This window comes from Streptomyces sp. 2A115, from assembly GCF_052245575.1.
Lineage (GTDB): Bacteria > Actinomycetota > Actinomycetes > Streptomycetales > Streptomycetaceae > Streptomyces.
Genome location: NZ_JBQQCG010000001.1, coordinates 83,720 through 105,729, shown reverse-complemented (window position 1 = coordinate 105,729; position 22,010 = coordinate 83,720). Strand labels below are relative to the sequence as shown.

The window sequence follows — 22,010 nt, the reverse complement described above, 5'->3', positions numbered from 1 at the left end:
GCCAGGCCTGCCTGTCAGCCGCGTCACCGGACGGCCGCCCGGCGATAGGCCCAGGTCGCGACGGCCAGCGAAACGACCCCGACACCCGCGCACACGGCGAGGTCGAGCAGGACCACACCCCAGTCGGGGTTCGCCCCGAAGGTCAGCCCGAAGGCTTCGACGCCGTATGTGGAGGGCAGCAGGTCACGCGCGTACTGGATGACCGCAGGCAGCCGGTCCGGCGGCAGCACCCCGAGCAGCAGCACCGCGGACATCCCCAACTGACCAAGCAGCGTGGCGAGTTCGGGCCGCGGCGCGAGCAGACCCAGCGCCGCCCCGAGCCCGGCGAGCGCCGCGCCCGCGAGCGGGATCACCGCGGCGAGGATCCACAGGTGCGTCAGCGGCAGCCCGAAGAGCACACTGCCGACCACGGCGGTGACGAGGGTCCCGGGCACGGTGAAGGAGGCGTACGCGGCCGCCGCGCCCAGCACGACGGCGGCGGGCGGCACAGGCAGTGTCGCGTAGTGGTCGAGGCCGCCGCTGGCACGCAGCTGCCCGAAGTACTGGGCGAGCAGGTTGAGCGCGACGAACGCGACCACGAGGACCGACGAACCGGCCACCACGGCCTGCGCCTCGCGCCCGCCGTCCACCACCCCGCGCATCAGGACCATGATCCCGATGGACTGGAAGGTGGCCACGAACAGCAGCGGGATCCGCGCCACCCGGGCCCGGGAGAGCTGTGCCCGGTACACGGCGGCCAGTGCCGGCCACAGCCGCGCACGCGGTCCGAGTCCGGCGACGGCGCGGACACCGTCCTCGGTGTCCACGGCCGGGCTCCCGTCCGCGCGGGCTGCGCCGGGCAGGACCTCGGCGGGTACGACACTCACGTCGAGCGGCTCCTGTTCGCTTCGGCTGTCGTCCTGTACCTGTTCCGTCTGCACGTGTCGCGTCCGCACCTGTTCTGTCCGCACGTGTTCCGTACGGCTGCGGAGGCCGCTGCGCTCATGCCTTGACCAACCCCCGTACGTTTCCGGTGCTGCCGCCCAGCGCCAGGTACACGTCCTCCAGGCTCGGCGTGGCGAGCGTGAAGTCGTCCAGGGCCGCGAAGGCGGCGCCGCCGGTGACGGCTGCGACGGCCGCGCGAGCCTCCTCGGGGGCCAGCCTCAGCGACCAGCGGCGCCCCGACTCTACGGCGCGGTCGCGAAGCGCGGCGACCTCGGGGACGTCGAGGGGGGCGCGCTCGCGCCAGAGGAGTTCGAGGCGCACCTCGCCGGCGACCGTCTCCTTCAGCCCGGAGGGGGTGTCGCAGGCGATGACGCGGCCCTTGTCGAGCACGGCGACCCGGTCGAGGACCGTCTCCGCCTCGATGACGTTGTGGGTGACCAGGAGGACCGTCGTCGCGTGCTCGGCCCGGCGCCGGTCGACGGCGCCCCAGACGGCACGGCGCGCGACGGGGTCCATGCCGGTGGTCGGCTCGTCGAGGACGAGGAGCGGCCGCGCGCCGACGAGCGTGGTGGCGAAGCAGGCGAGCCTGCGCTGCCCGCCGGACAGCTTCTTCAGCGGGCGCGCGGCCAGGGCCGTGAGCCCCAGCTCCTCGAGAACCGTGTCCCGCTCGGCCCGCGCGCTGCGCACGTCGAGCCCGCGCAGCCGCCCGGTGGTCTCCGCGGCGAGCGACACCGTCAGCTCGTCGAGCGCGGTGGACTCCTGCCCGAGGTACGCGAGGATCCGTGCCGCCCGCTCGGGGTGGCGCACGATGTCGTGCCCGAGGATCTCGACGCTGCCGCGGTCGGGGCGCATCAGCCCGGTCAGCTGCCGTACGAGGGTGGTCTTGCCGGCGCCGTTCGGACCGAGCAGCCCGAAGATCTCGCCGCGCCTGATGTCGATCCGTACCCCGTCGGTGGCCCGAACCTCGGGCGTACCGGGTGTTCCGCGCCGCCCGCGCACCGCCGGATACGTCTTGGTCAGATCCCGCACCGCGCACACGACATCCCCACCGTGCCCGTTCCGGACTGCCTGTGCGGTACGCGTACTCACGAGGATTGAGAGTACGGGGTCCCGGCCCCGGAGCGATGCCCGGGGCGGGCATACGCCCGATATCGACCCCGCAAGGGGCGCCGGGCTGTGACATTGTGCGGCTCCTCCCTCACTCTCGGCTTCGCTCGAGCGGGGGAACCCCCATCGTGGGCACGCTCAACCCCCACCACCCGCGGTCAACGACGCTGGGTCGTGCCCCTTCAGGGGCGGGGCGCGGGGCTGTGACGTTGTGCGGCTCCTCCCCCACTCTCGGCTTCGCTCGAGCGGGGGGACCCCCATCGTGGGCGCGCCCAGCCCCCACGGACCCGCAGCTCACACACAACGCTCGCCGACCCGCACCGAACCAACCTCAGCCGACCCCCTACTCCCCCGCGGGAGCGTGTTCCGCAGCGGTCCGTACGTCGATCTCCCGCCAGAACCCGGCCCGGATCGCATACCGGTCGTGCTCGTCGATCTGGTCGTCCTTGTGGGCGAGCAGCCCGAACCGGGCCGCGTACCGCAGCAGTTCCCCGTCGATCCGGTGCGGCACCCTCGGATACATCGTGGACAGCTTCTGCAGCTGCGCCGGGTCCGACAGCCGCTCCATCCACCGCCGCGCGAACACCTGCCCGACCTCGTACGGATCGCCGCCCACCGTCGTGATGTCCTCCTCACGATCGGCCCACCGCTGCTCGGCCGTGGTGAGCTGCGCGAGCGTCGGCAGCAGGGCGGCCTCCGCGGACTCGGCGGCGGTCCCGGGCCGGTCGACCCAGCCCTTGTCGGAGGACCAGCGCAGGGTCGCGTCCGCGGGGTGCCGCGTGGCCTGCGGGCCGGGCGCGCGCAGGGCGGCCAGATCCTTCGGTGTGGGCACGCCCTTGGTGGCCGGCGCCCGCTCCTCCGTACCGTTCTCACTCGCGGCCGCCTGCACGTGCGAGTGAGTGTGCGCGTGCTGGTCCTCCCGCGAGGGCCGCTCGCCCGTGGCGGGCAGCGCGGACTCGGGAAGCGGCGCCGAGAGGATCGCGGCGATCTCGGGCCGGGGAACGGGGGGCGGCGCACAGATGCCGCCGAGGTCCTTGGCCCGCACGGCCTTGGTGATCCAGATCCGGTCGAGCACGCGCCGCTCGTCGGCCTCGGCGACGAGATCCTCCGACTGGTTGTAGTCGCCGTCGGCGGCCTGCACGGCCCACAGGTGCACGGCGACCCCGTGTTCCTTGGCGGCCATCATGCCGGGCAGCAGATCCCCGTCGCCGGTGACCAGCACGACGTCGGAGCAGGCACGGTTGCGCGCCAGTTCCGTGAGCTCGGCGTGCATGGCGGCGTCGACGCCCTTCTGCGCCCACCGCCCGTCGCTGCGGGTCAGCGCACCCAGGCGGACCGTCACCCGCGGCATCACCCGGAGCCTGCGGTGTTCCGGCTGCGGTACGCGGTCGGGGGCACCGTCGAACCAGTAGATGCGCAACAGAGGGCGCTCCGTGTCGGACTCGGCGCGCTCGCGCAGCCCTTGGATCAGGGCCGAATGATCGACGGTGATCCGGGATCGCGAAGGCTCCCCGGCGAGGAGACTGGCGGCGGCTCCGAGCAGATACCCGGCGTCCACCAGGACGATGCAGCGGTCCACTCGATCCACCCTCTTTCCGGGAGGTTTGCTTCGGGGTTCGGGTTTCCTTCGAGTCTGCCCGACGGCGCGGAGGTTAACGGCCGGAACTCGATCTTCGGCGTGGCGGATCGGAATATCACTCACCGACAGGGCTTATTACGCACGGTAATTCTCTGAAATGCGCCACTTGTCAGCCTATGTGAATCTGATCCCGTCCCTGGCCCTTGAATCCCCCGTAGGAGGAAATCACCATGGCCAAGAACAAGAACCGCAAGCAGGCCGGCGAACAGGACCGCGGACATGAACAGGCGGCCGAGCGCGGCGCCGAGCGGATGGGGTCCGCGGAGCCGAGCCCGTCGACCGGTCCTGCCCAGTTCGCCGGTGGGGCCAAACGGCAGAAGAAGTTCGGCCACAACTGACCACCGGGACAGGCGAACCGGTAAACGCAAAAAAAAAGGGGCGCGCCCTGCGCGGGCGCGCCCCTTGGTGCTTCAACTCACGTATTCCGCCGGGATTTTCACCCGGCCAGGCAGGACGGTCCGAGCAGCACCTTCAGGTCGCCGAAGAGCGCGGGATCCGGTTTCACCCGGTGCCGGTCGAGCCGCAGCACCGTGGTCTTGCTCGGGCCCTGGAGCTTGATCCGCACCTCGCTCTCGCCCTTGTGATGGCTGAGGATCTCGCCGAGCCGGCTGATCATGGGCGGGGTGACCTTGAGCGCCGGGATGGTGAGGATCACGGGCGCGTTGGTGCCGGCGTTCGACAGATCCGGGACCTGTAGTTCCATGGCGACGAGGCGGGGTACGTCCTCGCGTTTGTCGAGGCGTCCCTTGACGAACACCACGGCGTCCTCGACGAGTTGGGTGGAGACGAGCTGGTAGGTGGCGGGGAAGAACATGCACTCGATGGAGCCGGCGAGGTCCTCGACCGTGGCGATCGCCCAGGCGTTGCCCTGTTTGGTCATCTTGCGCTGGAGGCCGGAGATGATGCCGCCGATGGTGACGATCGAGCCGTCGGAGTAGTCGCCGCCGGTGAGCTGTCCGATGCCCGCGTCGGCCTTGTCGGACAGCACGTGTTCCAGGCCGAAGAGCGGGTGGTCGGAGACGTACAGGCCGAGCATCTCCCGCTCCTGGGCCAGGAGGTAGGTCTTCTCCCACTCGTCGGTGGTGAACTCGACGTCGAGGCCGAAGCCGGGCTCGCTGGTGTCCTGTTCGCCCATGCCGCCGAAGAGGTCGAACTGTCCCTCGGCCTCCTTGCGCTTGACGGCCACGACGTTGTCGATCATCGGCTCGTACTGGGCGGTCAACCCCTTGCGGGTGTGGCCCATGGTGTCGAACGCGCCCGCCTTGATCAGCGATTCGGTGGTGCGCTTGTTGCAGGCGGCGGCCTCGACCTTGTCGAGGTAGTCGGGGAAGGAGGCGTACTTCCCCTTGGCCTTGCGGCTGCGGATGATCGACTCGACCACGTTGGTGCCGACGTTGCGGACCGCGGAGAGGCCGAAGAGGATCACGTCGTCGCCCTGCGCGGCGAAGTTCTGCTCGGACTCGTTCACATTGGGCGGCAGCACCCGGATACCCATGCGCCGGCACTCGTTGAGATAGACCGCCGACTTGTCCTTGTCGTCCTTCACCGAGGTCAGCAGCGCCGCCATGTACTCGGCCGGATAGTTCGCCTTGAGATATGCCGTCCAGTAGGTGACCAGGCCGTACGCCGATGAGTGCGCCTTGTTGAACGCGTATCCGGCGAACGGGACCAGAACGTCCCACAGGGCCTGGATCGCCGCGTCGGAGTAGCCGTTCTTCTTCGCACCGGCCTGGAAAATGGAGAAGTTCTTCGCCAGCTCGTCGGGCTTCTTCTTGCCCATCACGCGGCGCAGGATGTCGGCCTCACCGAGCGAGTAACCGGCGATGATCTGCGCGGCCTTCTGCACCTGCTCCTGGTACACGATCAGGCCGTAGGTCAGGCCCAGCGTCTCCTTCAGGGGCTCTTCGAGCTCCGGGTGGATCGGCGTGATCTCCTGGCGGCCGTTCTTGCGCTCGGCGTAGTTCGTGTGCGAGTTCATGCCCATCGGGCCCGGCCGGTAGAGGGCCGAGACGGCGGAAATGTCCTCGAAGTTGTCGGGCTGCATCTGGCGGAGCAGCGAGCGCATCGGGCCGCCGTCGAACTGGAAGACGCCGAGCGTGTCACCGCGGCAGAGCAGTTCGAAGGTCCTGGGGTCGTCCAGCGGGAGGGAGAGCATCTCCAGGTCGATGCCCTTGTTGGCCTTCACCATCTTGATGGCGTCGTCCATGATGGTCAGGTTGCGCAGGCCCAGGAAGTCCATCTTCAGCAGGCCCAGCGACTCGCACTGGGGATAGTCCCACTGCGTGATGGTCACGCCGTCCGTGTGCCGCACCCAGATCGGGGCGTGGTCGACGATGGGTTCGCTGGACATGATCACGCCGGCCGCGTGCACACCCATCTGCCTGACCAGACCTTCGACGCCCTTGGCGGTGTCGATGACCTTCTTCACGTCCGGCTCGTTCTCGTACATCCCGCGGATCTCGCCGGCCTCGCTGTAGCGCGGGTGCGAGGGGTCGGTGATGCCGTTGAGGTCGATGCCCTTGCCGAGGACGTCGGCTGGCATGGCCTTGGTGAGCCGGTCGCCCATCGCGTACGGGTAACCCAGCACGCGCGCGGAGTCCTTGATGGCGTTCTTCGCCTTGATCTTGCCGTACGTGCCGATCATGGCGACCTTGTCGGCGCCGTACTTCTCCGTCACGTACCTGATCACCTCGACGCGCCGACGCTCGTCGAAGTCGATGTCGACATCGGGCATGGAGACACGCTCGGGGTTGAGGAACCGCTCGAAGATCAGGCCGTGCTCGATGGGGTCGAGGTCGGTGATCCCCATCGCGTACGCGACGATCGAGCCGGCCGCGGAGCCTCGGCCGGGGCCGACCGCGATGCCGTTGTTCTTGGCCCACATGATGAAGTCGGCGACGACGAGGAAGTAGCCCGGGAACCCCATCTGGATGATGACGTCCATCTCGTACTCCGCCTGCTTCTGGCGGTCTTCGGGGACGCCGCCCGGGTAGCGGCGGTTCATGCCGACCCGGACTTCCTCCTGGAACCAGGTGACTTCGGTGAAGCCGTCGGGGATGTCGAACTTGGGCATGAGGTCGCGCTTCTCGAACATGCCGGTGGTGTCGATCTGCTCGGCGACCAGAAGGGTGTTGGCGCAGCCCTCCTGCCAGGCGTCGGAGGAGTCGATGGCGTACATCTCGTCGGTCGACTTGAGGTAGTAGCCGGTGCCGTCGAAGCGGAAACGGTCCGGGTCGGAGAGGTTCTTGCCGGTCTGGATGCACAGCAGCGCATCATGCGCCGTCGACTCATGCGCGTACGTGTAATGCGAGTCATTCGTCACCAGCGGCGGAATGCCGAGCTTCCTGCCGATCTCCAGCAGCCCGTCACGCACCCGCCGCTCGATCTCGATGCCGTGGTCCATCAACTCCAGGAAATACCGATCCTTGCCGAAGATGTCCTGGTACTCGGCAGCCGCTTTCAGAGCCTCTTCCTGCTGACCGAGCCGAAGACGGGTCTGCAACTCACCCGAGGGACACCCCGTGGAGGCGATCAGCCCCTCCGACCACTGGGAGATGGTCTCCTTGTCCATCCGCGGCCACTTCTGCAGCCACCCCTCCGCATACGCGTCCGAGGAGAGCTTGAAGAGGTTGTGCAGCCCCGTCTTGTTCGCCGCCCAGATCGTCTTGTGCGTGTAACCACCCGAACCCGACACATCGTCGCGCTTCTGGTGCGGCTGCCCCCACTGGATCTTGCGCTTGTTGCGCCGCGACTCCGGCGCCACATACGCCTCGATCCCGATGATCGGCGTCACCCCGGCCTTCGTCGCCGAGTGGAAGAAGTCGTACGCCCCGTGCAGGTTGCCGTGGTCGCTCATCGCGATGTGCGTCATGCCCATCTCATTGCAGGCATTGAACATGTCCTTCAGCCGCGCGGCACCGTCCAGCAGCGAGTACTGGGTATGGACGTGCAGGTGCGTGAACGGCGGCTTTGACACGGCTTCGGCCTCCAAGGCAAACAGTCGTCGACGGACTTCCCACAGGCTGCCGACAGTCTGGGGGACAGCGTCGAAGTCTATGCCTCGGCACTGACACTCGGAGGCCTCTCCCCCGTACCTTCATGCGGGGGAAACGGGCACTCCCGAGTACCTTCGTCCGTTGGACGGGGACGGAGACATCCGTTCCCGGCGGACGGCATATTCGTCCCATTCGTCATGCACGACCTGCACCAGGAGGCACCCCGCGATGTCGGATCCGCAGCTCAGCGCCGAGCAACGCGGCGAACAGATTCTCGCCGTCTTCGACACTGCCTTCGGCGAACTGCTGGCCGCAGATCCGGCCGCGTTCCGCGTGAAGTTCCGGAAGATGGCGGCCTCCGCGTTCGCCTTCTACCGGGGCACGGCCGGCCTCTTCTACCACGACCTGACCGCCGACATCGGCTTCGGGTCGAAGCGGGGCGGGCCGTACCTGGACGAGCGCACCTCGCGCGTGTGGATCCACGGTGACCTGCACGCGGAGAACTTCGGCACGTACATGGACGCCCAGGGCCGCCTGATCTTCAACGTGAACGACTTCGACGAGGCGTACGTCGGCCCCTTCACCTGGGACCTCAAACGCCTCGCGGCCTCCGTGGCCCTGATCGGCTACGCGAAGGCGCTGAGCGACGAGCAGATCACGGGTCTCGTACGGACCTACGCGGCCGCCTACCGGGAGCGGATCCACGCCCTCGCGACCGGTGCCAAGAGCGACGAGGTGCCGCCCTTCACGCTGGACACGGCCGAGGGCCCGCTCCTGGACGCGCTGCGTGACGCGCGCTCGCTGACCCGCTTCGGGCTGCTCGAGTCGATGACCGAGATCCGCGACTTCGAGCGCCGCTTCGCGCCGGGCGGCGGCTCCATCGAGCTGGACGCGGCCACCCGCTACAAGGTCCTGGCGGCCTTCGACGGCTACCTGGAGACGCTGCCGGAGTCGTCCCTGGCCCGCCCGGACTCGTACCGGGTGAAGGACGTCGTGGGCCGCCGCGGCATCGGCATCGGCTCGGCGGGCCTGCCCTCGTACAACATCCTTCTGGAGGGCAACAGCGACGCCCTGGAGAACGATGTGGTGATCTACATCAAGCAGGCCCAGACCCCGGCCGTCTCCCGGCACATCACGGACTCCTCGATCCGCGAGTACTTCCAGCACGAGGGCCACCGCACGGTGATCTCGCAGCGCGCCCTCCAGGCACACGCCGACCCGTGGCTCGGCTGGACCGAGCTGGACGGCGCGGGCCAGCTGGTCGCCGAGGTCTCGCCGTACGCGGTGGACCTGGACTGGGGCGACATCGACGACCCGGAGGAGATCGCGGCGGTCATCGCCGACCTGGGCCGGGCCACCGCCACCATGCACTCGGCGGCGGACGACGAGAGCGGCCACTCGGAGCTGGTGCCGTTCTCCACGGAGCGGGCCATCGACGCGGCGATCGCGGCCGACGAGGACAGCTTCGGCGACCTTCTTGTGGACTTCGCGCATGCGTATGGGGCACGCGCACGTGCCGACCACCAGATCTTCGTGGATCTGTTCCGTAACGGGCGGATTCCAGGTCTGTAGCCACCCGACAACTCACAGGTCCCCTTTAGGGGTCCCTTACAGGACTACATGACACACTCTCCAGCGCTATGGACATAACCGGGACCCAGCTCAGAGCCGTGCGCGCGGCGCTGTTCACGGCACTCGTCGTGACGCTCAGCACCACGTCGCACGTGCTGCTGTCCCGGGTCCCGCTGCCGCTGAGCACGGTGGCCGTGACAGCCGCCACCGTGTTCGTCCTCTCCTACGCACTGGCGGGCCGCGAGCGCGGCTTCGGGCGGATCGCCGCCCTGCTGATCCCGCTGGAGCTGGCCGCCGACACGCTGTTCACCACGGGCCAGCACGCCTGCTACGGCAGGGCGGGCGGCCCGGTAACGGGCCCGCTGCGCTCCGTCGGCCTCGACGTCCTGTGCGGCGGGGAGGTCGGCGCTCCGCTGGCCAGGGTGACAGTCGGCGACGGTGACCGTGCCGCCGCCCTGCTCGCGCACGCCGACCCGGCGGCCGCCTGGCTGCTGCTCGGCGCGCACATCGGTGTGGGCCTGCTCGCGGCCGCCTGGCTGCGGCGCGGCGAGCGGGCGCTGGCCCAGGTCCTGGGCGCGGTGGCCGCGGCAACCTTCCGGCCGCTGATGCTCGCGGTCGCCGCGGTGACCGTACGCCTCACTCCCGTGCGCCCCCTGCCCCGCCCCACCCTCCGGGTCGCCGTCATGCGTACGCGGCTCTTCGTGCACTCCCTGGGACGGCGTGGACCGCCCTGCTCGGCCGTTTTCGCCTGAGCACGACAGTCCACAGCCACCTGTCATCACCACGGAGAACACGATCATGAGCAAGAGGAACAGCCAGGCCGCGAAGTCGGCTGCCCGTGAGCGGCTGCGCATCGAGCGCGAGCGCGAGGCCAAGCGTGCCAAGGTCAAGCGGCAGGTCATCGTCGCGGGGTCGATCGTCGCCGTCCTCGCGATAGCCGGCGGAATCAGCTACGCCGTCGTACAGAACAACGAGCCCTCGAAGTGGAACGCGGCCGCCGACGCGAAGGTGGTCGCCCCCGCCAACACCAGCGGCACGAACGGCACGACCGTCGTGATCGGCGAGTCCAAGACGGACAACACGGTCCACCTCTACGAGGACCCGCGCTGCCCGGCCTGCGCCACCTTCGAGCAGACCGTCGGAGAGACCGTCAACAAGGGTATGAAGGACGGCGACTACAAGCTCTCCTTCACCATCGGTACGTTCCTCGACGGCAGCCTGAGCGGCGAGGGCTCGAAGAACGCGCTGAGCGCGCTCGGCGCCGCGCTGAACGTGAGCAGCGACGCGTTCCTGGAGTACAAGACCGCGCTGTACTCGACGAAGTACCACCCGGAGGAGTCGACCGACGAGTTCGCCAAGGACAGCTACCTGATCGAGGTGGCGAACACGGTGGACGCGCTGAAGAACAACAAGAAGTTCCAGGACGCCGTCGAGAAGGGCACGTACGACGCCTGGGCGATGAAGATGAGCAAGTCCTTCGACGACGCCGAGGGCGTCGACTCGACGCCGACCATCAAGATCAACGACAAGAAGATCGAGAACCCGAGCAGCGTGGCCGACTGGCAGACGGCGCTCAAGGACGCGGGCGTCACCAAGTGACGCAGTCACCAAGTAACGAGTCACCAGGTATCGCTGTCGCCAGGTAACGCACGGCGTAAGGGCGGGCTAACTCTTCCAAGTTCGCCCGCCCTTCGCGTCCTTGGCCTTACCGAACGCCTTACTGATCAGTAATCTGATCGGCCGTGACCAGTCGCATCAGATCCCACTTCAGCCCCAACTCCCCCGCGCCGCGCCGCCGTACGGTCGTCAAGGCAGCCGCCGCGACCGCCGTGCTCGCGGCTCCGCTCGCCGCAGCGCTGCCGGCCCGCGCCGCCGAGGCCCCCGCGTTCCTGCACGGCGTCGCCTCCGGTGACCCGCTGCCGGACGGCATCCTGCTGTGGACCCGGGTGACGCCCACGGCCGAGGCGAAACCCGGCTCCGGGCTCGGCCCGGACATCGAGGTCGCCTGGATCGTGGCCTCCGACAAGGCGTTCACGACCATCGTGGCCAAGGGCTCCACCACCGCGTCCGCCGCCTCCGACCACACCGTCAAGGCGGACATCCGCGGCCTGAAGCCCGCCACCGACTACTGGTTCCGCTTCTCCAGCGGCGGCACCGACTCACCGGCCGCCCGCACCCGCACCTCCCCCGCCCACGACGCGGCCGTGGCCGGGATGCGCTTCGGCGTCGTCTCCTGCGCCAACTGGGAGGCCGGCTACTTCTCGGCGTACCGGCATCTCGCCGCGCGCGGCGACCTGGACGCCTGGCTGCATCTGGGCGACTACATCTACGAGTACCCGACCGGCGAGTACGCGGCCCGCGGCACGGTCGTACGCCCGCACGCCCCCGCCCACGAGATCCTCACGCTCGCCGACTACCGCACGCGGCACGGGCGCTACAAGACCGACCCCGACCTCCAGGCGCTCCACCACAAAGCCCCGGTCATCGCGATATGGGACGACCACGAACTCGCCAACGACGCCTGGTCGGGCGGCGCCGAGAACCACACCGAGGGCGCCGAGGGCACCTGGTCCGCCCGCCAGTCGGCCGCCAAGCAGGCCTACTTCGAGTGGATGCCGGTCCGCCCGGCGATCGAGGGCACCACGTACCGCCGGCTGCGCTTCGGCAAGCTGGCCGACCTCGCGCTGCTGGACCTGCGCTCGTTCCGCTCCCAGCAGGCGTCCGTCGGAAACGGCTCGGTGGACGACCCGGCCCGTACGCTCACCGGCCGGGCCCAGCTCGACTGGCTGAAGGCGGGCCTGAAGGCCTCGGACACCACCTGGCGACTGGTCGGCAACTCGGTCATGATCGCGCCGTTCGCCATCGGCTCGCTCTCCGCCGAACTCCTGAAGCCCCTCTCCGAACTGCTCGGCCTGCCCAAGGAGGGCCTGGCCCTCAACACCGACCAGTGGGACGGCTACACCGACGACCGCCGCGAACTGCTCGCGCATCTACGGGACAACGCGATCCGCAACACGGTCTTCCTCACCGGCGACATCCACATGGCCTGGGCCAACGACGTGCCGTACAACGCCGGTACGTACCCGCTGTCCGCCTCCGCCGCCACCGAGTTCGTCGTCACGTCGGTCACCTCCGACAACCTCGACGACATCGTCAACGTCCCCGAGGGCACGGTTTCGGCCCTCGCCTCGCCCGTGATCCGCGCCGCCAACCGGCACGTCCACTGGGTCGACACCGACCGCCACGGCTACGGCGTTCTGGACCTCACCGCCGACCGGGCGCAGATGGACTACTACGTCCTCTCCGACCGGACGTCCGCGAACGCGACGGCGTCCTGGGCCCGTTCGTACCGCACGCGCAGCGGCACGCAGAAGGTGGAGCGGGTGTACGCCCCGGTGGGCTGACACCTCCACGGCTCACCGACTCGGCTACTGGCTTTTGTTGTCGGCCTTTGTTGTCGGCCTTTGTTGTCGGCCTTTGTTGTCGGCCTTTGTTGTCGGCCTTTGTTACAGGCTTTCGAGGAAGCCGAGCGCCACCCGCCAGGTGGCCTCGGCGGCCTCCTCGTCGTAGTCCGGCAGGCCGGGGTCGGTGTAGAGGTGCCCGGCCCCGACGTATCTGTAGACCTCCACGTCGGCGCCCGCCTTGCCCATCTGGAGATACCAGGCGCTCAGCCAGTCGTCGGGCTCGAAGGCGTCCGGCTCTGCGACATGCAGCTGGACCGGCAGCTCGTCCACCGACACGCTCTGAGCGATGTCGGACGTGCCGTGCAGGAGCAGCAGCCCGCGGGCCTTGTCGTCGCCGAGCGCGAGCGTCTGCGCGATCGCGGCACCGAACGAGAACCCCGCGTACACGAGCTCCCGCTCCGAGTACGGCGCCGCGGCCAGAATCGCGCGCTTGAGCAACTCGTCCTTGCCGATCTCGTCCTTGAAGGCCATGCCCTCCTCCACGGTCTCGAAGGTGCGCCCCTCGAAGAGATCGGGCGTCCACACCTCGTGTCCCGCCGCACGCAACCGGTCCGCCGCGTCGCGCACCGCGGGCCGCAGCCCGTAGGTCGAATGGAAGAGCATGATGTTCATGAGCCCATGGTGCCAGCCACGACTGACAACGCCGGACCGAGGCGGGTACGGCCGTGGACGGCGGTACGAGGAACAGGGCATATGGGACAGGGCGTGCGGGGAGATGGTGTACGAGGACAGACATACGGGGGCAGGGCGTATACGACGGGGCTGAGACCACATGTTCATGTCGGCCCCGTGCCGGTTACGGTCGAAGGCATGGAGAACGTACTGCGCCCGCTGATCGTCGTCGGCGGCTCGCTCGTACTGACGCTGCTCATCGGCTGGGGCGTCGACCGGCTGATGCGGCAAGCCGACGAACGACACCCCGAAACCCCGCTGTGGGGCCTGCTGCGCCGCGGCCGCATCCCCTTCCAGCTCGTGCTGTGCACGGCCATGCTGAGAGGTTCGTACAGCGAGGCGAGGCTGTTCCCGTCCTATTCGGTCGGCATCGGCCGGATCCTGACACTGGTGCTCATCGGGTCAGCCGCGTGGCTGGCGATCCGTACCGCGGCGGCGATAGTGGAGACGTCGTACACCCGTTACGCCGCCGCGCACCGCGACCCCGCCCGGGTCCGCCGCGTCCGTACGCAGGTGACGCTGATCCAGCGCGTGGTCTCAGCGGTCGTCGGTGTGGTCGCGGTCGCCGCGATGCTGCTGACGTTCCCCGCGATGCGCACAGCCGGCGCCTCGCTGCTCGCCTCGGCCGGCGTCCTCGGCATCGTCGCCGGTATCGCCGCGCAGTCCACGCTCAGCAACCTCTTCGCCGGGCTGCAGATCGCCTTCGGCGACATGGTGCGGCTCGGTGACACGGTCGTGGTGGACGGCGAGTGGGGCACGGTCGACGAGATCACGCTGACCTTCCTGACCGTGCGCACCTGGGACGAGCGCCGGATCACCATGCCGGTCTCGTACTTCACGTCCAAGCCGTTCGAGAACTGGTCCCGGGGCAGCCCGCAGATGACCGGCACGGTCTTCCTCCACCTGGACCACAGCGCACCCGTGGAGGAGATGCGCGCCCAACTCCGCGACATCCTTCGCGAATGCCCCGCCTGGGACGGCCGCCACTACGGCCTCGACGTCACCGACGCCACCCCCAGCACCATGGAGGTACGCGCCCTCGTCACCGCGAAGGACGCGGACGACCTCTGGACGGTGCGCGTCACGGTCCGCGAACAGCTGCTCCGCTGGCTGGCCAAGTACCACCCCTACGCCCTACCCCGCGTCAACACGGCCGACGCGATCCTCCCACCCGGCACCCAACACCCGAACGGCGCCGACGCCGCACCCCCACGATCGACCCGCGCCCGCGCGGTGGAACCACCACTGACGGGCCGAGGCTGAGCCCTTCGCCCGGCCCCACCATCGATCGAGGGACGGAACAGCTCAATGCCGGGCCGGCGGCAGGCGCCTAGGGTGTTTCGAAACACCCCCTAGAAGACTGATGAAGATCTTGTTGAGGGGCTGTCCGGCCGGAGGCCGGATGGCCCCTTTTTGCTATGTGGTGGCTGGGGTGAGGTGCCAGGCGCCGTCGATGCGGGTGAGTCCGAGGTTGATCAGTCGGCGGAGGTTGAGGGCGGCGGCTCGGGTGTGGAGCCAGGTGTCGTTCTTGATGGTGCCGCGGTAGCGCAGGCGCCGGTTGCCGTGGTGGACGAGCCAGGCGACGGCGCGTTCGACCGGAGGTCGCCAGCGGCGGTAGTCGGCCTGCCAGTCGGGATCGGTGGCGGCCTGGTGGCGGGCGGCCGCTTGGAGGTCGTGGTGGGGTCGGATGGTCAGGATGCGTCCGGCCTTGGCTTTGGTGCACCGCTCGCGCAGGTGGCATCCGGTGCATAAGTTGCCGAAGGAGGCTTTGCGTTGGTGGTGCTGCCCGCCGGGGTCGGACAGGGCCACGGTGTGTCCGGCCGGGCAGGTCACGATGGCGGCTGTGGTGTCGATGGCGAAGTCGTCGAGGGTGAAGCCGCCGGGGACGGCCGGCCGCAGCGGTGCGGGCTTGAGGAACAGCCGGTGCCCGGCCTCGTGGAGGGTCTGGCGGACATCGCCGGTGGAGTAGGCGGTGTCGCCGAAGGCATCGAGTGGGGTGTCCTCGTCGGCGAGCAGTTCCAGGCCGACCGCGGCCTCGTGGTGCTCGGGCCCGGCGCCGGGTCTGAGGGCGACGGCGGTGTATAAGCCGGTCTCGGGCTCGATGGCCAGGTGGGCCTTGAAGCCGTCCTGCTGGTGACTGCGGGTCTTGTGCACGTGCCGGGCTTCCGGATCGACGGTGGAGACCGTCCGGTTCGGGGCGGTGCCCCGGGTGATGCGCCAGCGTCCGTCGCGGCCGTCGGAGTCCTCGGCGGGCTCGACGTCCTGGCCGGCGACCAGGGCCAGGATGCCCACGGCGTTCGCGGCTTTCTCGCCGAGTTGCTGGTCGGGCAGGTGGCCCAGCAGCCCCAGCGCGTCTGTGACCAGCGCGTCGACCAGCTCGGCGCGGGCCTGTTCATCGTTCCAGGCAATCTTCGGTTTGCCCGGGTCGGTGTAGTCATGCGCGGTGCACTGGGCAGCGGCGATTGTTTCGGCGCCGGGGACTTCGCGGATCACCGCCCGGACGGCGGCGATGAGCTGGGTGACCGTGTCCTGGGTGGCGACCGCGTCGTCCAGCACGGTGGAGTCCAGCGCCCGGCGGTGCTTGCCCTTGAGGACCCCGGTGGCCTTCACCACCTCGCGTACGGCCTCGAAGATGCGGTTCGGGCGGGTGGAACGGGCCAGTCGGCGGCGGAAGTAGGCCAGCAGCGACGGGTCGAACGCCATGTCGTGAAGGCCAAGACCGCATGCGGCCTTCCACCGCAGGTCGCACCGCAGTTCCTGGACGGTCTCGAAGTCCGACAGCCCGTGCAGGGCCTGCAAGGTGATCGCGGCGGCCAGGATCTGCGGCGGCATACTCGGCCGCCCGTTCGCCGAGGGATACATGTCCGCGAACATCTCAGCCGGAAACAGCTCACCGCGGTGCTCGGCCAGGAACGCGAACACGCTCCCGGCCGGGATCAGCTCCCGGCACGTCTCCCACACGTCCGGCCCGACCATCTCGCCGACCCATTCGCCCATCGCCACACAACGAGTCTGGCCCTACCGCTCACGCGGCAGGGCCAGAACTCAAGATCTTCATGAGACTTCTAGTGACCCCGCTCCGCCCCGCCATTCACCTGGATCACCTGAGCCGTGACGTGTCCGGCCGCGGGCGAAGCCAACCAGTGGAGGGTTTCGGCGACATCGCCTGGCGTGCCGGCGCGGCCCGTCGAGGTCTCGGCGATCAGGTGTTCGCGGCGTGCATCGTCCATGGTCCCGCCGAAGAACTCGGTGTCCTCGATATAGCCGGGCGCCACCACGTTCACGGTGACACCTCGCGGCCCCAACTGCCGGGCGAGATCGAAGGCGTACGGATGCAGCGCGGCCTTGGACGCCGCGTACGCCCCGCTCCCTGAGCCCCGGTACGCGGCGATGGAGCTGAGGAAGAGCACCCGCCCGCCCGGCGACGCGAGCCGCTCCCGCAGAGCCTCGGTGAGCAGGGCGGCCGTCAGCGTGTTGAGCCGGAAGTTGACGCTCCAGGTGTGCGCGACGATATCGAGCGGATCGTCGCTGTCGGCCTGGGGCTCCAGATACCCGGCACCACCCGCACCGTGAACGAGCACGTCCACCGTCCCGAGTTCGGAGGCCACGAACTCCCCGACTCCCCGCACCCCTTCGACCTCACTGAGATCAGCCGCATACGTGAGCGCCCCGGGCACCCCCGCCTTCTCCAGCACCTCGGCCCGCCGCCCGAGCAGCAGCACCCGATCCCCGTCCGCCGCGAACATCCGAGCCGCAGCAAGCCCAATACCCGTACCACCACCGCTGATCACTACGTTGCGTGCCATGGGCAAGACCCTACAAAGCGATAGCTGTACATGCCATCAAACTCCGCCCAAGGACCGACCATCGCAAGATGCGCACATCCAGATGCCGCAACACCCGGTCCACGATCTCCGGATCGGCCCAACGATCCCGAGCAGCGTCATCAGCACAGGGGAAGGGAGCCCGAAGCGATCCCCCAGCGGGACACTCACCACGGCCCCGAGCAACAGCACGAACAACAGGGCCAACTGATCCACAGTCAGCGCTCCGAGGGGTCTGGACGATCAGGCGAGCAGACTCCCAGCGCGCCATCTCAGGACACCCGGGCCAGTGGACGCCCGCCGCGGCCAGGACCTCGCTGACTCACCAAGGCCTCGCTGACCGGCTAAAGAGGGCGCCGCATCGCCCGATGCGCTATCCCGGCGTCGGGGAACTCCGGCCCGTACACCACATAACCCAGCCGTTCGTAGAACCCCAGCGCATGCGTCTGCGCATGCAGATCGACCGCCGTCAGCCCACGCGCGCGTGCCGCGTCCTCGATGCCCCGGACAAGCGCGACCCCGACGCCGAGCCCCCGCGCGGCCTTCACGACGGCGAGCCGCCCCAGGGAGCCGACACCCGGTTCACCACCGGTCTTGGCGGCCGCCACCTCGCCGTACAACAGCCGCCCCGCGCCGAGCGGCGCCCCGTCCTCCCGCATGGCGAGCACGTGCACCGCATCGGCGTCGTACGTGTCGTACTCGAGGTCCTGAGGGACTCCCTGCTCGACGACGAAGACCTCCTTGCGGACCGCGAAGCACGCCTCACGGTCGGCCGGATCCTCGGCCACCCGCACCACGTACGACGACGAGCTCATGCGTAGCTTTCCTCCCGGACGCGGTCCAGCGCCTGCTGCAGGTCCTCGGGGTAGCCGGTCTCGAACTCGACCCACTGCCCGTCCCCGGGGTGCTCGAAGCCGAGCCGCACCGCGTGCAGCCACTGCCGGGTGAGCCCGAGCCGCTTGCCGAGCGTCGGGTCGGCGCCGTACGTCAGGTCGCCGACGCAGGGGTGCCGGTGGGCCGCCATGTGGACGCGGATCTGGTGCGTACGCCCGGTCTCCAGCTTGATGTCGAGCAGCGAGGCCGCGCGGAACGCCTCGACCAGGTCGTAGTGCGTGATCGAGGGCTTGCCCTCGGCCGTCACCGCCCACTTGTAGTCGTGGTTCGGGTGCCGCCCGATGGGCGCGTCGATGGTGCCGCTGGTCGGATCCGGATGGCCCTGCACGAGCGCGTGGTAGCGCTTGTCGACCGTGCGCTCCTTGAACTGGCGCTTCAGCGACGTGTACGCGTACTCCGACTTGGCCACCACCATCAGGCCCGACGTGCCCACGTCCAGGCGGTGCACGATGCCCTGTCGCTCGGCGGCGCCAGAAGTCGAGATCCGGTATCCGGCCGCGGCGAGACCGCCGATCACCGTCGGGCCCGACCAACCGGGGCTCGGGTGCGCGGCGACGCCGACCGGCTTGACGATCACGACCACGTCATCGTCGTCGTGCACGATCTCCATGCCCTCGACGGGCTCGGCGACGATCTGCACGGGAGCGGGTGCCTGCGGCATCTCCACTTCCAGCCAGGCGCCGCCGTGCACCCGCTCGGACTTCCCGACCACCGAGCCGTCGACCGTGACCTTTCCCGCCGCGGCAAGCTCGGCGGCCTTCGTGCGGGAGAAGCCGAACATGCGTGAAATGGCGGCGTCGACGCGCTCGCCCTCCAGGCCGTCGGGAACGGGCAGGTTGCGGATCTCGGGAATGGTGCTCACCCGTCGAGTATGCCGGACGGGTCCGACAACACCTGACCACAGCCGAACGTCAGTGCCCATGGACACCCTTGGGCGGCCCGGTACGTCGGTGCCTCTGGACCGGTCCCGTGAGTCCCTGTGAGCGGTCCCGTCAGTCCTTGTGGACGGTTCCGTCCGGGTCGAGGCCGCGGAACGACAGCAGCACGATCAGGATGCCGCCGCATACGATCGCGGAGTCGGCGAGGTTGAAGACCGCGAAGTGCTTGGGCGCGATGAAGTCGACGACCGCACCCTTGAAGACGCCGGGCGAGCGGAAGATCCGGTCGGTGAGGTTGCCGAGCGCACCGCCCAGCAGCATGCCGAGCGCGATGGCCCAGGGCAGGCTGTAGAGCTTGCGGGCGAGCCGGGCGATCACCACGATCACGGCCGCGGCGATCACCGTGAAGATGACGGTGAATGCCTCGCCGATGCCGAAGGCCGCGCCCGCGTTGCGGATCGCCTCGAACCTCAGCCAGTCCCCGATGATCTCGATCGGCTCGTTGTGCTCCAGTTTCGCGACCACGATCATCTTGCTGACCAGGTCCAACGCGTACGCCAGGGCGGCGACCGCGAAGAGCACGACGATCCGGCGCTTGCCCTTGGGCCGCTCGGTCTCGTCCAGCGCCTCCTCGGAACCGTCAGAACCCTCGGAACCGGAGTCGGAGCCGGACCGCACGGCCGGGTCCTGCACCGTCCCCTCGGCGTCGGACTGCCCGTCCGCCCCCGCGCCCCTGTCGGTCTGCTCCGGCTCGGCTCCCGCCGCGTCCGGGGTATCCGGCGTACCGATGATGCGCTCCGCCTCTGCCACGTGAGTCCCTCAACCTAGGTGCCTGACTGAGGACGAGAGTACGGCACAGCCTCCCGCGCCCACGTGCTCAGGAGGCACACCGGGCCGGTCAGTAGCGGCGCTCCTGCTTCTGCTTGCACTCGACGCACAAGGTGGCGCGCGGGAAGGCCTGCATGCGCGCCTTGCCGATGGGGTTTCCGCAGTTCTCGCAGAGCCCGTACGTGCCCGTGTCCAGACGGTCCAGGGCGCGCTCGGTCTGCTCCAGCATCTCCCGGGCGTTGGCCGCGAGCGCCATCTCGTGCTCGCGCGTGATGTTCTTGGTGCCGGTGTCCGCCTGGTCGTCACCGGCGCCGTCCCCGGAGTCGCGCATCAGGCCCACCAGGGACTCCTCGGAGTGCGTGATCTCGGCGCGCAGCCTCAGTGCCTCCGACAGCAGCCCCGAGCGTGCCTCCGCGACCTCCTCCGGGGTCCACGGGTCCTCACCGGGGCGTACCGCAAGTTCGCCGGGCTCCGCGGCGGCGATCCGCGCTTTGGGGACCCCGCTTGCCTTGTCCGCCGCCGTGGCCGTGCCAGGAGTCTTCTTCGCAACCACTGTCGTGGCTCCCGTCGTCTTCGCGGCCGCGGCCGCACCCTCGGCCGCGGAAGCGACCGCCTTCTTGGCCGTACGCGTGCTCTTCCTGGCCGTGCTCTTGGAGGGGACCGAGGCAAGGGCCCCCGCCTCGGTCCCCTCCTCACCCCCACCCTTCGCGCCGACAGCCTCGGAACCAGCACTCTTCGCAGTGGTGCTCTTCGCAGCGGTGCTCTTCCTGGCGGCCTTCTTGGCCCTGCCCTTGCCGCCCGCACCGGCGCCCTTCTTCGAGACCGCCTTCCGAGCCGCCGCTTCCTCGGCGATCCCTTCAGCACCAACCGATTCCGTACCGACCGCCGGCGAGGCAGCCCTCTTCTGAGCCGCCCCCTTACGAGCACGTCGATGCGGTCCCCGTGCCGACCTTCTTCGTAGACGTGCTCGTCATGTCAGCCTTCTTCGTAGGGGCGGTTTTCGTGCCGGCCTCCGTAGCCGAAGGGCCCGTAGGGCCGGCCTTCTTGGCATGAGCGGTCCGTGTCCGGGCCTTCTTCGCGGCGACGCTCGCCGTGTCGGCCCCCTCCGTAACAGGCCTCTCCACGATCACCGCCTCCGTCGAGTCGGCCTTCGTGGAGTCCGTCTTCGTGACCACCCCCCTCTTCGGAGCGGCCGCCTCCTTGGAAGCGGCCCGAGCCGGGGTCTTCTTCGTAGCGGCCTTCTCCGCGGGGCCGGCCCTCTTCGTGACGGCCGCCCTCTTCCTGACGGCCGCCCTCTTCGTGGCCGCCCTCTTCGTGGCGGCCGTCTTCGTGGCGGCCGTCTTCGTGGCGGCCGTCTTCGTGGCGGCCGTCTTGGCAGCGCCCCTCTCCGCAGGAGCCGACTGAGTGGCCACTCTCTCCACTCTCTCCGCATCGGCTGTCTCGGTCGGGCCCACGTTCTTCGTAGCTGCCGCCTTTTTGCCGGCCTCCTTCGTAGCTGCCTTCTTCGTAGCCGTCTTCCTGCCCCGAACAGCCTCCGTGCCTCCGCCGGTCCCCCCGCCCCCGGCAGCAGCACCCCGAACCGTCTTCACTGCCTCCGCGGCCCCCTTCGCCGCCCCTCCCTGCGTGCTCTTCTTGCCGCTCACGTCCTTGGCCGCCCCGCCGGCGCCACCAGCCGCCCCCATGGATCTGCCGGACGCCGACTGCTGTACGGCGGTCTTCTTCGCCACCATGGCCGCGGCCCCTTCACATATTGTGATCTTGCTCGCGAATCGTGCTGGGACGATAAATCGACTTCAGTCCGGCGGCAACGGGGCACGCCGCCCGATTTGTCCGCCCCGCAGGTCCCGCGCGACGAGTCTGCAAGCGTTGTGCCCAGCTCCCCGCCAGGTAATCCGCCGAGCCGGCCGTCCCAGGATGCGAACCCGGGCGCCTGGCCATTCGGGTCAGTCCGCACGCCTCCCCCACGCCCAGCCGGCCCGCACCCGCGAGTACCCGGAAAACCGGTCGGCTGCTGACGGTCCGGCGCCGTACACTGGGCGGAGCGAAAAGCGTGGATGGGGACGAGTAGCGGCGTACGCAGCCATGAGCGACCCGGGGACGGTGCGAGCCCGGGGGTGAGCGCGACGTGAAGATCACCCCGGAGCCGCCGGAAGAAAGCCGCAGCGACCCAGCAGCGGCCGGTAGACCCGGCATCGCGACCCCAATGAGGGGGC

At 69.3% G+C, this 22,010-nt stretch carries 19 protein-coding genes; 7 read left to right on the top strand and 12 right to left on the bottom strand.

The genetic code is table 11. From position 1 onward, the window contains the following. Positions 1 to 23: 23 nt before the first annotated feature. From ACTWQR_RS00470 to ACTWQR_RS00460, 3 genes are all read right to left on the bottom strand, one after another. Positions 24 to 866 (bottom strand): ABC transporter permease, encoded by an 843-nt coding sequence (locus ACTWQR_RS00470; protein WP_443224799.1) that lies wholly within the window; start codon positions 864 to 866, stop codon positions 24 to 26. 115 nt (positions 867 to 981) lie between these two features. After that, positions 982 to 2,013: an ABC transporter ATP-binding protein gene (locus tag ACTWQR_RS00465; RefSeq protein WP_443224798.1), complete on the bottom strand. Its 1,032-nt coding sequence runs from the start codon at positions 2,011 to 2,013 to the stop codon at positions 982 to 984. Positions 2,014 to 2,374: 361 nt separating this feature from the next. Then, entirely contained in the window at positions 2,375 to 3,610 is a 1,236-nt protein-coding gene (locus ACTWQR_RS00460) for an NYN domain-containing protein (protein WP_443224797.1), read from the bottom strand. Between the two features lie 230 nt (positions 3,611 to 3,840). Here ACTWQR_RS00460 and ACTWQR_RS00455 point away from each other — a divergent pair, with 230 nt between their 5' ends. Further along, positions 3,841 to 4,008, top strand: a complete 168-nt coding sequence (locus tag ACTWQR_RS00455; protein ID WP_443224796.1) for a hypothetical protein — start codon at positions 3,841 to 3,843, stop codon at positions 4,006 to 4,008. A gap of 98 nt (positions 4,009 to 4,106) precedes the next feature. On the opposite strand, the gene dnaE is transcribed toward ACTWQR_RS00455, so the two are convergent. Further along, positions 4,107 to 7,646, bottom strand: coding sequence for a DNA polymerase III subunit alpha (gene dnaE / locus ACTWQR_RS00450; RefSeq protein WP_443224795.1), 3,540 nt, complete (start codon positions 7,644 to 7,646; stop codon positions 4,107 to 4,109). 247 nt (positions 7,647 to 7,893) lie between these two features. On the opposite strand from dnaE, the gene ACTWQR_RS00445 reads away from it, so the two are divergent. From ACTWQR_RS00445 to ACTWQR_RS00430, 4 genes are all read left to right on the top strand, one after another. Then, positions 7,894 to 9,237, top strand: a complete 1,344-nt coding sequence (locus ACTWQR_RS00445; protein WP_443224794.1) for a DUF2252 domain-containing protein — start codon at positions 7,894 to 7,896, stop codon at positions 9,235 to 9,237. A 68-nt stretch (positions 9,238 to 9,305) separates the two neighbouring features. Next, positions 9,306 to 9,989, top strand: coding sequence for a hypothetical protein (locus ACTWQR_RS00440; RefSeq protein WP_443224793.1), 684 nt, complete (start codon positions 9,306 to 9,308; stop codon positions 9,987 to 9,989). A 46-nt stretch (positions 9,990 to 10,035) separates the two neighbouring features. Next, the gene (locus tag ACTWQR_RS00435) at positions 10,036 to 10,836 is read left to right on the top strand and encodes a DsbA family protein (RefSeq protein WP_443224792.1); all 801 of its coding nucleotides are present in this window, start codon (positions 10,036 to 10,038) and stop codon (positions 10,834 to 10,836) included. A 143-nt stretch (positions 10,837 to 10,979) separates the two neighbouring features. Further along, complete coding sequence (locus tag ACTWQR_RS00430) at positions 10,980 to 12,641, top strand: alkaline phosphatase D family protein (RefSeq protein WP_443224791.1); 1,662 nt, start codon at positions 10,980 to 10,982, stop codon at positions 12,639 to 12,641. Positions 12,642 to 12,743: 102 nt separating this feature from the next. On the opposite strand, the gene ACTWQR_RS00425 is transcribed toward ACTWQR_RS00430, so the two are convergent. Further along, entirely contained in the window at positions 12,744 to 13,313 is a 570-nt protein-coding gene (locus tag ACTWQR_RS00425; protein WP_443224790.1) for a dienelactone hydrolase family protein, read from the bottom strand. Between the two features lie 198 nt (positions 13,314 to 13,511). Between ACTWQR_RS00425 and ACTWQR_RS00420 the strand changes: the two genes are divergently transcribed. Continuing rightward, positions 13,512 to 14,636, top strand: a complete 1,125-nt coding sequence (locus ACTWQR_RS00420) for a mechanosensitive ion channel family protein (protein ID WP_443224789.1) — start codon at positions 13,512 to 13,514, stop codon at positions 14,634 to 14,636. A 153-nt stretch (positions 14,637 to 14,789) separates the two neighbouring features. On the opposite strand, the gene ACTWQR_RS00415 is transcribed toward ACTWQR_RS00420, so the two are convergent. The 6 genes from ACTWQR_RS00415 to ACTWQR_RS00390 all read right to left on the bottom strand — a co-directional run bounded on the left by ACTWQR_RS00415 (position 14,790) and on the right by ACTWQR_RS00390 (position 20,350). After that, the gene (locus tag ACTWQR_RS00415) at positions 14,790 to 16,370 is read right to left on the bottom strand and encodes an IS1182 family transposase (protein WP_443224999.1); all 1,581 of its coding nucleotides are present in this window, start codon (positions 16,368 to 16,370) and stop codon (positions 14,790 to 14,792) included. A gap of 68 nt (positions 16,371 to 16,438) precedes the next feature. Further along, on the bottom strand, positions 16,439 to 17,179 hold the full coding sequence (locus ACTWQR_RS00410; protein ID WP_443224788.1) for an SDR family NAD(P)-dependent oxidoreductase: 741 nt from the start codon (positions 17,177 to 17,179) through the stop codon (positions 16,439 to 16,441). 362 nt (positions 17,180 to 17,541) lie between these two features. Continuing rightward, positions 17,542 to 18,012, bottom strand: coding sequence for a GNAT family N-acetyltransferase (locus ACTWQR_RS00405; protein ID WP_443224787.1), 471 nt, complete (start codon positions 18,010 to 18,012; stop codon positions 17,542 to 17,544). Next, a complete protein-coding gene (locus tag ACTWQR_RS00400) occupies positions 18,009 to 18,953 on the bottom strand; it encodes an RluA family pseudouridine synthase (protein ID WP_443224786.1) in 945 nt (314 codons plus the stop codon). The genes ACTWQR_RS00405 and ACTWQR_RS00400 overlap by 4 nt, the downstream gene beginning before the upstream one ends. Before the next feature lie 130 nt (positions 18,954 to 19,083). After that, the gene (gene lspA, locus ACTWQR_RS00395) at positions 19,084 to 19,779 is read right to left on the bottom strand and encodes a signal peptidase II (protein ID WP_443224785.1); all 696 of its coding nucleotides are present in this window, start codon (positions 19,777 to 19,779) and stop codon (positions 19,084 to 19,086) included. Positions 19,780 to 19,867: 88 nt separating this feature from the next. After that, a complete protein-coding gene (locus tag ACTWQR_RS00390) occupies positions 19,868 to 20,350 on the bottom strand; it encodes a TraR/DksA family transcriptional regulator (RefSeq protein WP_443224784.1) in 483 nt (160 codons plus the stop codon). A 4-nt stretch (positions 20,351 to 20,354) separates the two neighbouring features. Between ACTWQR_RS00390 and ACTWQR_RS00385 the strand changes: the two genes are divergently transcribed. After that, the gene (locus tag ACTWQR_RS00385; protein WP_443224783.1) at positions 20,355 to 20,705 is read left to right on the top strand and encodes a hypothetical protein; all 351 of its coding nucleotides are present in this window, start codon (positions 20,355 to 20,357) and stop codon (positions 20,703 to 20,705) included. A gap of 9 nt (positions 20,706 to 20,714) precedes the next feature. On the opposite strand, the gene ACTWQR_RS00380 is transcribed toward ACTWQR_RS00385, so the two are convergent. Further along, positions 20,715 to 21,527 (bottom strand): hypothetical protein, encoded by an 813-nt coding sequence (locus tag ACTWQR_RS00380; protein ID WP_443224782.1) that lies wholly within the window; start codon positions 21,525 to 21,527, stop codon positions 20,715 to 20,717. Positions 21,528 to 22,010 lie beyond the last annotated feature (483 nt).